The organism is Candidatus Magnetobacterium casense, from assembly GCF_000714715.1.
GTDB classification, from domain to species: Bacteria; Nitrospirota; Thermodesulfovibrionia; order Thermodesulfovibrionales; family Magnetobacteriaceae; genus Magnetobacterium; species Magnetobacterium casense.
On record NZ_JMFO01000001.1, the window covers coordinates 176808 to 190472 of the forward strand.

Here is a 13665-nt window from a genome sequence, read left to right on the forward strand (position 1 = left end):
GTTTACGGCAGGGGTGCCCCACCCCCTCCGCCCCCCTTCAGAACCCCCTGCAAGGGGGCTAGCCCCCTTGACCCCATAATACTCGCTCCTTATACTCAGTTTAACAGGGCAACGGTTATCAATATTCCGTCTATACTCATTATCGCAATTATGTTTTTCCATGACACTTTATAATTTCGCTGTAACACATTTAAATCCCCTGTATACCCCCTCGACTCCAGGCTGATCTCAAGTTCCCTGGCATATCTCAACGTCCTTACAATCAGGCTTGACAGCAGCAGCCCTAACGACCGGTACGACGTCTTCGCTTCTACGTACCCAAGGCGGGAGTCCTGGGCAACGTAGACCCTCCTGACTGTCTCCAGCAGCACGTATATAAAGCGATACGTAAGCCCTGCAAGTTCAACAACTATTGCGGGAACACGCATCATCTTCAATACTGCCATTGCGTCAACGATGGGTGTGGTCAGGGAAAAAAAAAGAGGGCCGACATCGATGCAACGGTCTTCAGCACCAGCAGGGCGGCCTCCTTCGCCGTGGCTATCGTGATGCCGATGGTCTTGCCAAGTAGAGTTACCCCAACGGCTGACTCATCCCCGGGGACTACAACGCCCACCGCTACCCCAATCCCCCCAAGCAAGACGAATGACAGCGGCAGACAGAGCGCCTTGGCGTAGAACCCAAGCGGTATCCCTGCCTTGTACACCGTTGCGGCGGTCATGATGGTCACCACCAGAAGCAGCACTAGCGCCGAGTGGGTCAGCAGACATACAAGCACGGTCAGGAGCGCAAAGGAGAGCTTCTCCGCCGGATGCACGTCCCTGAGGGCATTGTTGTAGGCGTAGATGTCAATCATGGCTTCCGAGACGCATTCTTGGCGGACTTAAGCCTCATTGTGCGTTTATAGGCAAAGTAGAAAACTATGAATATCATTCCGACGGCTGCCTGCAGGGCAAATATCATGGCCTCGACCTTCTCCGGCGGACTCCACAGCGGATGAATCCACGGCATATAATCGGCCCTGATATCCCCTATCGCTTCCGTGGCCAGGTCGTCAGTGCCTTTGAACTCCGCCGTTGTGTGGATAAACAGCGGGATGACCGTAATGGCGATGCACAACAGCAGCAGTGCGATATTTCCCGGCAGGATGTTTTTTTTCATCTACGCCTCCTTGTTTGAGAAAAACGGCAGCGCCCTGAGGTCATCGGTGCTGTATGTGGACAGTGCGTTAAAGACGATTAGCGTCAGTAGTCCCTCACACACGGCCAGGGGTATCTGCGTGACGGCAAAGATGGCGAGGAACTTTACCGCCGATGCCATAAACCCGCCATCCTTGGCCGGAAAGGCTAAGGCCATCTCCATTGCGGTGACAACATATGTGCACAGGTCTCCCAACGTGGCGGCAAGAAAGACCCCCGTCCACTGTGGCAGTCGCAGGCGGTTTGATGCCCTGTACGTCAGCCAGGCGACCATCGGACCGACTATTGCCATTGAGAGGACGTTTGCCCCCAGCGTGGAGATGCCCCCGTGTGCAAGCAGCAGTGCCTGAAACACCAGCACGATGCTGCCCATAACCGTCATGGCGGTGGGGCCAAAGAGCATGGCGCCCAGTCCCACGCCCGTGGGGTGCGAACAACTGCCCGTGACGGAGGGGAGCTTTAGGGCAGAGAGGACAAACATAAATGCCCCGCACAGTCCAAGGAGCATCTTGAGGTTGGCCTTGTCGGCTATGGTTTTCTTTATTGACCTCAGTCCTAGCACAAAAAACGGCACAGACACCCCATACCAAAACACACACCACCAAAACGGCAGAAACCCTTCCATTATGTGCATGGCAAATGCCGGCGTAGGTACGAACATGAAGCACAGGAAAAAGAAGATAAGAATCTGGGGGCCAGCCCCCTTGACCCCATCATTTGCCGTCCTATTCATTATTAGTAATACCTTAATATTTCCAGCGATCTCTCGATGCGGTTGACAAAACATCTTCGGACGTCTTTATAGAAGCCCAGGGCCTTTGTAAACTTGGCATCCATGTACTCGATGGTGGGGCAATCCACTGTGATGCCGTTTTGTTGGAGGTCGGCTTTAAAGCTGTCTTCTTTGCCCATGAGGTCATTTTCCACGTGGATTCCGGCTACGTACATGAAGGGGATGATGCGAACCTTTTTGGGTGCCCTGGTGTGTTCTATGTGAGCGATGAGTTTGTTGAGAGAGCCTTGACGTTGGGGGATGCCATCTACGGTGGCCAGGAACACGTTGTCGTATCGGTTTTGGAGGTATGACTCCAGGGCGATGTAGAGAATGTTTGCGGGGTCTGCGCACAATGGAGTGCCGTGTGCCACCACGAGGTTTATGCCGTCCTCTTTGGGGAGGAAATCCAACGCTATGGCGTCAAAGACCTCGTTTACGAAGTGCCACCTGTGTAGCAGGCTCTCTCCGGCCACCACCCGGATGCCCGGGAAGTCCAGGCACGTCTCCATGAGTTCCTGGTACTCGGTGCCGGGGAATATCTGTAGCGGTTGTATGACGGCCCTCCTGTAGCCTTCTTCTTCAATCTTGGCAAGGGCTTGCAGGATGCCCGGATAGCCGGTTTTTTCCCTGATGATTTCGGAGGTGTATGCCCAGAGTATTTTGAGGCCATCGAAGCGCTCCTTCAGGATATTATCCAGCAGGTCATAGACCACCCTACCGTTGGTATTGGTTCCAAAGGCGGCTATGACAATAGCGGGGGCCTCTTTCAGGCCTCTTTTTTTAAACTTTCTTTCTTTCACGTATCCACCCGCGTGGCAAACTTTCTCTGCAACAGGTCTTCCGGCTTAGGGCATCAACGGTACGCTCTTACGCATCACACTACCGTACACCTACTCACCCGCCTTCCCGACCAGGAGACACGGTCTCTGATACAGTCCGATACGAACCGTGCCATAACCGAACGACCCTCTTGTCAGTGGCTCTCACGTTGGTTTAGCTCAATAAGCTCTTGCCAATGCGTGGGTTTTCGTTCCCAATCACGGCTGCGGGGCAGCGGGAGATTCTCACTCCGTTGTCCCGTTGCAAGTCGTGTTGTAACATCAATGCACTATTATAAACAATTCATTTGGTAAAAGCAAGGGGGCGAATTGCCTCATCTAAAATATAGAGGATACTTGTATTTCTTATTCCTGCTTGCCCAGGGCCATGTCAAAGGCTTGTTTCAGGCCTTTGTTCCAATTTGCTATGTTGTACTTGTCTTTCACGTCTTTCCGTGCGTTGCTGCCGAGCCTGTCACGCAACTGCTTGTTTTCAATCAGAGCGGAGAGACTTCCGATCAGGCCGTTTACTATCACGGGGTCCGGCTTAAACATGTGTGAGTAATCCTCTTTTAGCATCCCCGATTGCGGGTCTATCCAGGAGACCTTTCCGTAGCGTCCCTTTAGGACAATGCCGTTGTAACCGTTGACGACGTACTCCTCTATGCCCCAGCCATCGGAGACGACCACGGTCATTGCATTGGCCATCGCCTGCAGTATGGATACCACGTGTATCCGTGCCGAGGGCAACACATATATATCACCCTGGTCAAGGAGTATCTGCATCTCCCTGTTTGAGAGGTAGCTGTCAATGAGACGCACGTTGCAGCCGTTGATGATGTCCACGTAGCGCTTGTCCATGTTTGACAGGAGGCTGGTTCTGAGTATCAGGTGCACGTTGGGATAGTGCCGGTGCAGAACGCTGTAGGCCTCCAGCAGGTCATGCCCTCCCCTGAGGAAGAAACTCTCAGGGTTCTGGTGCCACGAGGTCGTAAAGAGCAGATTTACACAGTTGGAGCTTTTACGGATAAATAACTTCTGCGGTATCTTGACCCCCAGGGGGATATAGGTCATTTTCTTTGCCAGGTGCGGGTTTTTAAAGATCACCGGGATGCTCTCGGCGGTAGACTTCACGTGTGTAATTATCCCCCGGCAACTGCCCAACTCCAGCATTGCTTTGAGAATGGGGTAATACGGGGACGTGGTGATGTCAAGCTCTGCCGTCCTGCCGTTGTGCAGTGAGGGAAAGAACATCGACGTGGTGTCCTCGACCTCCATGACCCAGGGGGTTTGTCCGTATGTAAAGGGCACACTGGGCAGAAAAACGAGTTTTGAGTTGTGCGGCACCATCAGTTGAGAACGTACACCACGGTTTGAGATAAACTCAAATATGTGCCTGAGCCTTGCCCCGCGTATCAAGGAGGCAAAGAACAGCTTCAGTACCGGGATTATCATCAATAACGCCCGCCAGACCTTGATCAGACGGATCAGCAACAGGTCCAGGGCGCCGGGGAGTTTTTCGTTTCTCTGGTGCCTGGAGTACACAAACTTGTAGCCATCCGGGGAGGACTCCAGGTGTCGAAACTGCGGGTGATTGCCGCAATCGCCAAACCTCCTGAATATGGGTATCCAGCCGCCGTACTCCACCTCAGTCAGACGCTCGTTTACTATGTTCTCCTGATGCATGCCCTTGCCGGCAGTGGCCGCGTTGTTATCGTCGTGTTGCTTTTGCGCACAATCAGCATCTCCGGGAAGGTGATCTTCCGTTTCGGCTTCGGGGGATTGGGCAAAACAGTCCCCGAGGTCATCTATGAGGCGTTCCAGACCGCTCTGGGTCTTTGCCTTGAGCACCTGTATCCTGTTCCTCTGAGCGGCATCAAAGAGATCAACGTACCCTACCGCTTTAGGCAGACCATAGAAACACCTTCCATATCTGATTATCTGGTGGTCCTTGTACGTCGATATCACCCGCAAGGTTGAGTCATCGACCATGGCCTTTATCTCTTCCTCGGTATCTGCCGTTTTGACTGAGGGGTGATACTTATGCTCTCCCCTGGTGAAGTCGATCTTGCCGGCCCCGTGCGGGATGGCATAGAAGCGGTTGAGGTACGTGACGATATTATGTCCGTAGTATGCCATCAAAAGCGTGGGGTGATTGATGAGCTTTACCTCTTCTATGAGCTGTTTACCTTTGGCGTCGATGAGTTTTTTCAGTTTGTCAAGGTTCTTGTCCTTCAGGATGCCGGGGAAGTAGTTGTGTTCGTCTTCCTTGAAGTCAACCCTGCCCAGGACAATCGGCATTGCGTAAAACATATCGTAGAACTTTATGATATGAAACTCCTCATAGAGACATATCTCTACGGGGTCTTTCCACACCCGGACGTTTTCAGAGGACAGGCTTGCCCTTTTGGTATCATCCGTATCGTCATCGTCCCGTGCAAATGATTTATATATCATTCCCGCCCCTTTTGAGTCTCCCTCTGCCTGCGAGGGTAGAGAGGAGGGAGGGAACAGACTGCAATAGCGCCAGTCTTTAATGTGCTCAGGGGTTATGAGCTTGTCCTTTAGCGCATCAAAGGTCATGTTGCTGTCTATACGCAGCGCCCTGATGGCCTCGTTTTCAACAAACGGTTCAATTTTGCCTGTTTGCAGATTATGCAGCGCCCTCAGGGAGATGCCCTTGCCATCGTGTACACCGGCGTAGTCGCCATAGCCCTGATGGCCGGGGTGCCAGGTGTGGTACAGAAACTCATCCTGGAGCCAGACCTCCTTCTTACCGGCGTTGAGGAGCCTGAAGGTCATTTCGTATGCCCCGCTGACGTACCCAAGGTAATCAACGTGCTGGTCGGCCCCACCGATGTTGATCAGTCCCTGGCGAGCGGCACACATACATGCGTCGTAGTGCAGGGTATGCAGGGAGTCGTCCTTGTCGTTCAGGCCCGTGGTGGTGCCGTTTTCCCAGTTGACACCGGTGTTTTTTATGTCATCGACGGTTGGATAGTTAAACGGGTAAAATCGTCTGTCCGTACTGCATACCTTATCCAGGTGCAGCACAATATCGCCATCCTTGCTGAAGGCATCAAGTATGCCCTTTACAAAGTCTGTCCCGCAGATGATATCCGACTCACAGAAGGCAACAATATCGCCACTGCTTGCCACGATACCTGCGTTGTACATCAGGTGTCTGTGGTACACCATGTCATCGGGCATGTTGAGCGTCAGCCACTTGTCAACAACGGGGGGTTTACCGGTCTGCTTGGTTTTTTTCATGGCCATCTCTATATCAGGCAGAGCACCGTCATAGTACTCGATCCAGATGATTTCATACCGATCCCTGCTGACGGACTGGTCATTGAGGTAGTGCAGGGAATGGATGCTCTGACGACACGACCAATCGATCAGGATTATGCTCAGTGCCGGTTTGTCCGACCTCCGGTTATATGCTATGAGGGTTGGTTGTTTAAATATATCTTCCATTTTCATTATAGCAGCGAGATTTCATATATTCTGAGCACCATCGGTTCGGGGTCGTTGCCTTTATTGAAGCTGAAGCGATAGAATTTGTGGTTTGTCGGTTTTGTGATATAGTAGGGTCGTTTTTCATTTACCTTCCAGTCCTTCTGGTCTGCCTGAGTGTCGAGGTCTACCCAGTTGGTGTCATCGTCTGATGCCTGCAACTGCCACTCTCTGGGCATTCTTGCCGGCATCTCTCCGGTTTGCAACTCGTATCCTTTTACTTCTGTGGGTTGCGGATATGCGATTTTTATCCACTGTGGACAACCGATGGCCTCCCAGAAGTCATTTGGAGCGGTGCTCTTGTCAAATGCCTTGTTTACACCGTGCCCTTCGCCCGCCATTGAAGCGCTGTAGGCAATGCCATCAATCTGGACACTTGCACCCTGTGGTGCCTTGTTACCCTCAACCGTCTTCTTACTACCAGCCACACCAGGGGTACTACTGGCCGGTTGACCACCCTGACAGGATGTAAATGACAGTGTGACGGCTATTAAACATAACATTATCGTTATCCGTTGAAGCTTCATAATATTGCATCTCCTTAGTATCAAACATTAACTCAACAGTCCTATTGTACAATTTCTATGGCTCCATAAACAATAGCAGGAAAATGGTAGTGAGAAATTTTTTTCATGGTTTCGTTTGACAGTTTCCCTGATGGGGGGCAGTTGTGATTGGGGGCGTTGATTCTACGGGTGTGATCTTGCCCAATCCGCTCTTCATGGTCAACGCTGCCTGCCTGTTGCTTTACCTCAGGATTTTCGGATAAAATAGAGGATGCAGTTTGTAGACGTACGAAACGATATAGCGTTTAAGAAGATATTTGGCAATGAAAACAAGAAGGAGATACTCATATCCTTTTTGAATTCTGTGCTGGACCTATCAACATATAGGCAGGAGTTGAAGGATTTGGAGTTCAACTTTATCGAGTTGCCCAAGTTTACCAGGACTGAGGATGAGTTGGAGAGCATAACAGACAAGTGGATACATTTTATAAAGAACGCTGTTTCCCTGCATATGGTACCTAAGTGTGCAGACTCTGTGGAGCTACAGGAGGCCTACGAGATAGCGACTTTGACGGCCAGTTAGATTAGACCAACCAGTTTTGAAAAGCAAACTTGCCATTTGTTGGTAAAAAACTATCTTTCTTATCAGGGGTTTATTTTTACAAAAAAGTGTGTTGGTTGTGATAATATTAAGGCATAAAAAATAAAAATGAGGTAAGACAGATGAAAGTAGAATTTGTGAATCCTTTTCTGGAGAGTATTGTCAAGGTGCTTTCGACGATGGCCAATACCCAGGCCAAACCAGGCAGACCGTTTTTGAAGCAGGAGGCGTCGGCCAAGGGTGATGTCACTGGGTTGATAGGTCTTGCAGGGCAGCAGACCAAGGGGTCTCTGGCTATAACGTTTACGGAAGCTGCGATACTGCATATTGCCTCTCAGATGCTCGGAGAAACCTTCACCACGATCAACAATGACGTGGCTGACACCGTAGGCGAAATTACCAATATGGTAACGGGCGGGGCCAAAAAGTTGCTTTCTGAGCAGGGATACAAGTTTGACCTGGCCATCCCGTCAGTCATTGTGGGCAAGGGTCACATGGTCTCACACAAGACCAAGGGGCCTATTGTCATAGTGCCATTTGAGACGGTGGCCGGCTCGTTCTTTGTAGAGATATGCTTTGAGAAGTAGTTAGCCCCCTTAAGCCCCCTTACAAGGACTCAGGATAATCCAATGCGCAGGGCTAGTTCTCTGGCCCCTTTGATCCTGTCGCGCAGGAGGGCGGCCCTTTCGAAGTCGAGATTTTTGGCGGCCTCCCTCATCTCTTGCTGGAGTGCAAGGATGGCCTGTTCATCCAGGGGCATGGCCTCCGGTGCATCAGTGGTAGCGGGGACTGTCCAGTAATCGGCCTCGTAGATGGAGGCCAGGATGTCTTTGATGTTGTTTTTGACGGTGGTTGGGGTAATGCCCATACACTGGTTGTAGTTCAACTGCAGGAGGCGTCGGCGGGTGGTTTCATCTATGGCACGCCTCATGGAGCCGGTGATTTTGTCGGCGTATAGGATGACCCTGCCGTTGACGTTTCGTGCGGCGCGTCCTGCCGTTTGGATGAGTGAGCGTTCGCTTCTGAGAAAGCCCTCCTTATCGGCATCCAGGATGGCCACCAGTGATACCTCCGGGAGGTCCAGCCCCTCGCGCAGGAGATTGACCCCGATGAGAACGTCAAAGACCCCAAGACGCAACTCGTGCAATATCTTGACCCTGTCCAGGGTGTCTATGTCGGAGTGCAGGTAGCGGGTCTTGAGGCCGAGTTCGTTGTAGTAATCAGCCAGTCCTTCGGCCATCTTTTTGGTAAGGGTTGTCACCAGGATGCGTTGGGACTGTTGCGTGGTCTCTCTGATCTCTGCGGCGAGGTCATCGACCTGCCCCGCCACCGGACGGACAAACATCTCGGGGTCAAGCAGGCCCGTTGGCCTTATGATCTGTTCAACGATGCGCCCCTTTGACTTTTTGACCTCATACTCTGCCGGGGTGGCGGAGACGTATATGACCTTCTTGATGCGCTCATCGAACTCGGCATACGTCAGCGGGCGGTTGTCCAGGGCCGAGGGAAGCCGGAAGCCGTAGTCGATGAGGGTCTGTTTGCGAGACCTGTCGCCTTCGTACATGCCCCGCACCTGTGGCACCGTAACGTGAGACTCGTCTATGATGGTCAGAAAATCGCCGCCAAAGTAGTCTATAAGGCTGAAGGGCGGTTGTCCGGGTGCCCTGCCGCTGAGGTGGCGTGAGTAGTTCTCTATGCCGTTGCAGAAGCCAAACTCCCTGAGCATCTCCATATCAAACATGGTGCGTTGCTCTATACGTCGGGCCTCAATGACCTTGCCCGCCCTGAGGAAGTGTTCAACGCTGGTGAGCATTTCGCTTTTGATCTCCTCAAGGGCGGCCTCGATCCTGTGCCGCGGGGTGATCCAGTGGGTGTTTGGGTAGATGGCAACCGATCGGAGGCGTCGCAGGCGTTGTCCGCTCAGTGGGTCGAACTCGTATATGCCCTCGACGTCGTCGCCGAAGAGTTCGATGCGTATGGCCATGTCGCGCGAAAAGGACGGAAAGACCTCTATGATGTCCCCGCGCACGCGCAACGTACCTCGTTTGAAGTCGGATTCCGTGCGGTTGTACTGTATTTCGGTGAGCTTTTCGACGAGGCCGTTTCTTGTGATGCGGTCGTTTTCGTTGATAACCATGTGCATGCCGAGGTAGTCCTGGGGTGAACCGATGCCGTAGATGCAGGAGACGGAGGCTACGACGATGGTGTCGCGTCGTTCGAGTATGGCCATTGTGGCTGAGTGCCGGAGTCTGTCGATGTCCTCGTTGATCATCGAGTCCTTTGCTATGTATGTATCGGTGGTGGGGATGTATGCCTCCGGCTGGTAGTAGTCGTAGAAGCTGACGAAGTACTCCACGGCGTTGTCGGGGAACAGCTCTCTGAATTCGCCATACAGTTGGGCGGCAAGGGTCTTGTTGTGTACGATGACGAGCGCAGGCTTGTTGACTCTGTTGATGACGTTGGCCACGGTAAAGGTCTTGCCCGATCCCGTGACTCCCAACAGCACCTGTGCCGCACAACCGCCCTCGACCCCGCGGGCAAGTTCGTCTATGGCACGGGGCTGATCTCCCGTTGGCAGAAGCTCGCTGACAAGTCTGAACTCATCCACCATTGTAATGTAACATAATAGTGATGTTTTCTTCACATGGGACAGCACAGACAAGCGGGGTTGTCAAGGGGACTTGTCCCCTTGACCCCATTATTTCACACTCAATTATCATACCTGAAAAAACCCGTGTCATTTTAGTATATGCACCCGTGGTGCTACCGACCATTGACAAAAAGCGGGCAAATGTGCCAAAATTGTGGAATTAAAAGCTTTTTGGGATAATCGTGCAGATGAAAGACGAATTATACATAGACATAGTAAGCAAGACGATTATAAGCAAGCTCTCCGATGAGATAGTCAGCGGCATAGGGGGTCAGGCAAGCGATCTGATAAGGGAGTTGTTGCGCAATGAGGTCTCAACCCTGCTGCGAAACTCTGACGATGAACTGAAGAAATACATATATGACAGCATAGAAAGCCATCTGAGAACTCAACAACAGCACAGGGAACCACAGATTGATGCGGAGGAAATAAAACACATCAGGGCGGAGATATCCTCCATAGGGGAGACCTTGCGAAAAATTGACAAGACACACACCGCACTGGAAAAGACCATGACTCAGGTGGTTAATACCTTGTCTGAGGTAAAAACATACATTGAAACCAAGACTGAATCCGGCTCAAAGATTGACAATGAGCAGATGGACCTGCTGAGGAGGTTTCTGGGGGTTCTCAAAAGCGAATTAACAGAGACACTCACAGTCAGTATGGATGACAGGCTAACGCGGATGGAAAAAACCATCAGGTCGCTGATAATGAGTATTTGGCATGAGGCGAAGACATACATTGGAGACAGGGGCAACCTCCAGCCAGGTACCAGTAGCGAGCCAATAGACTTACTCAGCATGTTTGTTGTAATTCTCAAGGGCGAATTGACAGAGACCCTTACAGCCAGGATGGATGACAGGCTGGCACATATGGAAAAAACAACCAGGTCACTTATCATGGACTATACCAACGATATAAGAAAGTATATAACCGAAAACATAGAGAAGTATGTAGACATCAAGACAATTGCCCAGATATGGAGAAAAGGAAGGTCACAGGGTGATCGATAGCGACAGGCTAAAAACAAATGAGTTTTTGGCTAACATTACGACTATCCTGTATCGGATAAGTGGCCTTGGCATAGCACAGTTAAACAGGAGGATAGCAAATCTCGAAAACAACATAGAGGCATTCTCAAAGAACATCATAAAGTGTGGCCTGGTTGGTATCACCAGCTCCGGAAAGTCTTCCCTGTTAAACGTCCTGCTTGGTACAGGGGTGAAGGTACTGAAGGAGCAGAGCAAGGCCACAACCAACATGATCGTGTTCTGTTCAAAGTCTGACGAGCCGCAATTAGAGATACACTTTGAAAACGCTCCCCCGATCAAAAAGCGCGGTCAAAACGCCCTTGAAGATTCCATATGGCAATATACCTCCGAGGACGAAAACCCTCAAAACAGATACAACGTAAAATATCTGAGGATTGGCCTGCCGACGTTGCTCCTGGATAAAGGCATCGAAATAGCGGATACCCCCGGACTGGATGCCTACGGGTTAAAGGAACACGAGGACCTGACCCTGCGTGAGTTCCTTCCCCAGGCGGACCTCATCATCTACCTGTCGTCCATAAGAAGCCCTATGAAGGAGACGGACAGGAGGATACTGAATCAGATAATGGATGCGGAACAGCGAATTATCTTCGTACAGACGTGCAAGGGGGCAGTTGTTGAGCAGACCTATGGCGATGGCGCCTCGGAACCTGTCGTTAAGCTGCTTGACAACTATAAGAATGACTTTGAAAGGGCTATCAATCCCTATTCAAAGCTAAAGGACGCTCCCATCGTGCAGGTTGAGACAACCACCGCCTTTAACTATCTCAGAACCGGAGAGCTAACCCAATGGCAGGATTCAGGGATGGAGGACCTCGTCTACGTTGTTAAAAGTGTAACGAAAGAGCTACAGTCTGAATTTACACTAAGAAACTTACGAAAGACCATAGATGAGACAAAGACGCTAAATAATCTCATAAAAAGCACAATAAAACAAGAGAGCGAAAAAGAGGGATATGCAGAAGAAAGAACCAGATATCTGAAGGTACTTAAAGACTATCATGGCATAATAGTCAGTGACAAGAACACGGTAGTGTCACATTGGACGGACAAGCTGTCCTATACGGCATTGTATAACAAATACAGTTCCGAACTTTCAAGGCTGTTCACCTATCGGTACGACTACAACCCTATGCACGACAAGGGGTTTATAGCCAGGGCATATGCCATTGGTGAGGAGATCAAGAAGATAAAGACTGACTTTCTCAACGCCCTCGACAATGCCAGGGACATATACAGGCAACACTTCACAGACCTTGGCCTGGAAATAAGGCGGACGGATATTCAAAACCTCAACAAGAGCAGTTTTTTTCTCCCTAACGTGCAAAAAAAACGCATAGCTGAGGCAATCGGTGGTACAAAGAGTCCGACAAGGCTGTCCTTCTGGAGGGAGCACAAGGAAGGGGATGGCGAATATATAGACAAGACCCGGTACATTGATGACCTCCTGGTGTCGTTAAAGCTATTCTTTGAACCGCTGCTAAAGCATCTTCAGTGGTGGGACAGCATGATATTCTACACCTTTATTACCCCCCTGCAAAGCAAGATATCCGCCATAGAGGATGATATCAGCAAGATAGAGAGAGCTCCTACGTATGCGGAGACGCAGTGCAGAGGCCTGGAAGCCATCAGCATGGATATCGACAAACTCCTTGAGGATATATCCTGTCTGCATAATGAAAGCAAACAGCGCCTCAGCATTGGCAGCAACATCATATATGCCAGGAAACCTTCTGCTGAGAGGAAAAAGGCGGCTCACAGAAGCCTGTTCATACAGCTTGGGAATCGTTTATTTGAGGGGCTGTTTCATTTCTATTATCTCAAGTGCCTCTCCGGGATATCCGGCAAAGAGCGCAAGACCGTTGTCTTTGTTGGAGACGACTACGATACTCAGGTCAATTTCCTGAGACGTCTGATGAGGCTGACTGATGAGGCGGTCAGCCCCCTGACGGAGACGCAACCCCCCTTTGCCTTAAACGTGCAGGACAGCGACATTGATATCAAGGTCGTCACAATCGACGGCGAACTCAGCAACAGGGTATCTTTCTACGTCCTGGGCAACGGTCTTAAATCCCTTGAGGTGGCACGGGCAAACAACCTGTGTCAACGGGCAGATGTGATACAGCTATTGGTGAACGACCTCCACAGGGTTGGCTCTGCGCTTACCGACATTGTGGAGAGGAACCTGTTTTTCAATCTCATACATCAGCACAGAGACAAGCTGTTGTTGCTCTACCCCGGCGCCGCACACTTTCAAAAGGACAGGCTGCATATCATGTTTGACGATGCCATCAGTGAAGTCAACAAGATATTTCCCCCCGGTGGTGTCAAGTGGTTTATATATGAAAACTTCGAAATAAGGTATAATTACTTCAACGAATTTGCCCAAAAGATACTCCGCGAAAACCTCAAGGCAGACCAATGTATCAGAGATTGGAGGTATCAGGGTATCCCCCTGGATGACCCCTTTGATGAGTATGTATTAAAAGAACAGTTCGAGCTTCTGGCAAGAAAGTAGCCGGCCTGGATAAATAACGGAGCCGCC

At 50.8% G+C, this 13665-nt stretch carries 10 protein-coding genes, 1 pseudogene and 1 riboswitch; of the genes and pseudogenes, 4 read left to right on the forward strand and 7 right to left on the reverse strand.

The features are described 5' to 3' along the window. Nucleotides 1–95: 95 nt before the first annotated feature. The 6 genes and pseudogenes from cbiQ to Mcas_RS00825 all read right to left on the reverse strand — a co-directional run bounded on the left by cbiQ (nt 96) and on the right by Mcas_RS00825 (nt 6835). Nucleotides 96–856, reverse strand: a pseudogene (gene cbiQ / locus Mcas_RS19080) (cobalt ECF transporter T component CbiQ). Next, nucleotides 853–1161, reverse strand: coding sequence for an energy-coupling factor ABC transporter substrate-binding protein (locus Mcas_RS00805; RefSeq protein ID WP_040333404.1), 309 nt, complete (start codon nt 1159–1161; stop codon nt 853–855). Before Mcas_RS00805 ends, cbiQ begins: the two are co-directional and overlap by 4 nt. Then, on the reverse strand, nt 1162–1932 hold the full coding sequence (locus Mcas_RS00810) for an energy-coupling factor ABC transporter permease (RefSeq protein ID WP_040333407.1): 771 nt from the start codon (nt 1930–1932) through the stop codon (nt 1162–1164). It abuts the gene before it with no gap. Between the two features lie 2 nt (nt 1933–1934). Beyond that, nucleotides 1935–2774: a sirohydrochlorin cobaltochelatase gene (locus Mcas_RS00815; RefSeq protein WP_040333409.1), complete on the reverse strand. Its 840-nt coding sequence runs from the start codon at nt 2772–2774 to the stop codon at nt 1935–1937. A gap of 13 nt (nt 2775–2787) precedes the next feature. Then, nucleotides 2788–3105, reverse strand: a riboswitch (cobalamin riboswitch). Nucleotides 3106–3158: 53 nt separating this feature from the next. Next, nucleotides 3159–6269: a glycosyltransferase gene (locus Mcas_RS15955; RefSeq protein WP_156032969.1), complete on the reverse strand. Its 3111-nt coding sequence runs from the start codon at nt 6267–6269 to the stop codon at nt 3159–3161. A 5-nt stretch (nt 6270–6274) separates the two neighbouring features. After that, nucleotides 6275–6835, reverse strand: coding sequence for a discoidin domain-containing protein (locus Mcas_RS00825; RefSeq protein WP_040333411.1), 561 nt, complete (start codon nt 6833–6835; stop codon nt 6275–6277). A gap of 250 nt (nt 6836–7085) precedes the next feature. Between Mcas_RS00825 and Mcas_RS00830 the strand changes: the two genes are divergently transcribed. Together Mcas_RS00830 and Mcas_RS00835 are read left to right on the forward strand one after the other, a co-directional pair. Then, nucleotides 7086–7397 (forward strand): PD-(D/E)XK nuclease family transposase, encoded by a 312-nt coding sequence (locus Mcas_RS00830; RefSeq protein WP_040333413.1) that lies wholly within the window; start codon nt 7086–7088, stop codon nt 7395–7397. A gap of 140 nt (nt 7398–7537) precedes the next feature. Further along, entirely contained in the window at nt 7538–8002 is a 465-nt protein-coding gene (locus Mcas_RS00835) for a chemotaxis protein CheX (protein ID WP_040333414.1), read from the forward strand. Between the two features lie 29 nt (nt 8003–8031). Here the strand turns inward: Mcas_RS00835 and uvrB are convergent, their stop codons facing one another. Then, nucleotides 8032–10023, reverse strand: coding sequence for an excinuclease ABC subunit UvrB (gene uvrB, locus Mcas_RS00840; protein WP_040333509.1), 1992 nt, complete (start codon nt 10021–10023; stop codon nt 8032–8034). Nucleotides 10024–10253: 230 nt separating this feature from the next. Here uvrB and Mcas_RS00845 point away from each other — a divergent pair, with 230 nt between their 5' ends. Together Mcas_RS00845 and Mcas_RS00850 are read left to right on the forward strand one after the other, a co-directional pair. Then, nucleotides 10254–11081 (forward strand): hypothetical protein, encoded by an 828-nt coding sequence (locus Mcas_RS00845; RefSeq protein WP_040333416.1) that lies wholly within the window; start codon nt 10254–10256, stop codon nt 11079–11081. Next, nucleotides 11038–13638, forward strand: coding sequence for a dynamin family protein (locus tag Mcas_RS00850; protein ID WP_081853494.1), 2601 nt, complete (start codon nt 11038–11040; stop codon nt 13636–13638). Before Mcas_RS00845 ends, Mcas_RS00850 begins: the two co-directional genes overlap by 44 nt. Nucleotides 13639–13665 lie beyond the last annotated feature (27 nt).

Excerpts from the sequence above, each read along its gene's own strand:
- Mcas_RS00835 (WP_040333414.1), top strand. The coding sequence starts at position 7,538 with ATGAAAGTAGAATTTGTGAATCCTTTTCTGGAGAGTATTGTCAAGGTG.
- Mcas_RS15955 (WP_156032969.1), bottom strand. The coding sequence starts at position 6,269 with ATGGAAGATATATTTAAACAACCAACCCTCATAGCATATAACCGGAGG.
- Mcas_RS00845 (WP_040333416.1), top strand. The coding sequence starts at position 10,254 with ATGAAAGACGAATTATACATAGACATAGTAAGCAAGACGATTATAAGC.
- Mcas_RS00830 (WP_040333413.1), top strand. The coding sequence starts at position 7,086 with ATGCAGTTTGTAGACGTACGAAACGATATAGCGTTTAAGAAGATATTT.
- Mcas_RS00825 (WP_040333411.1), bottom strand. The coding sequence starts at position 6,835 with ATGAAGCTTCAACGGATAACGATAATGTTATGTTTAATAGCCGTCACA.
- Mcas_RS00810 (WP_040333407.1), bottom strand. The coding sequence starts at position 1,932 with ATGAATAGGACGGCAAATGATGGGGTCAAGGGGGCTGGCCCCCAGATT.
- Mcas_RS00805 (WP_040333404.1), bottom strand. The coding sequence starts at position 1,161 with ATGAAAAAAAACATCCTGCCGGGAAATATCGCACTGCTGCTGTTGTGC.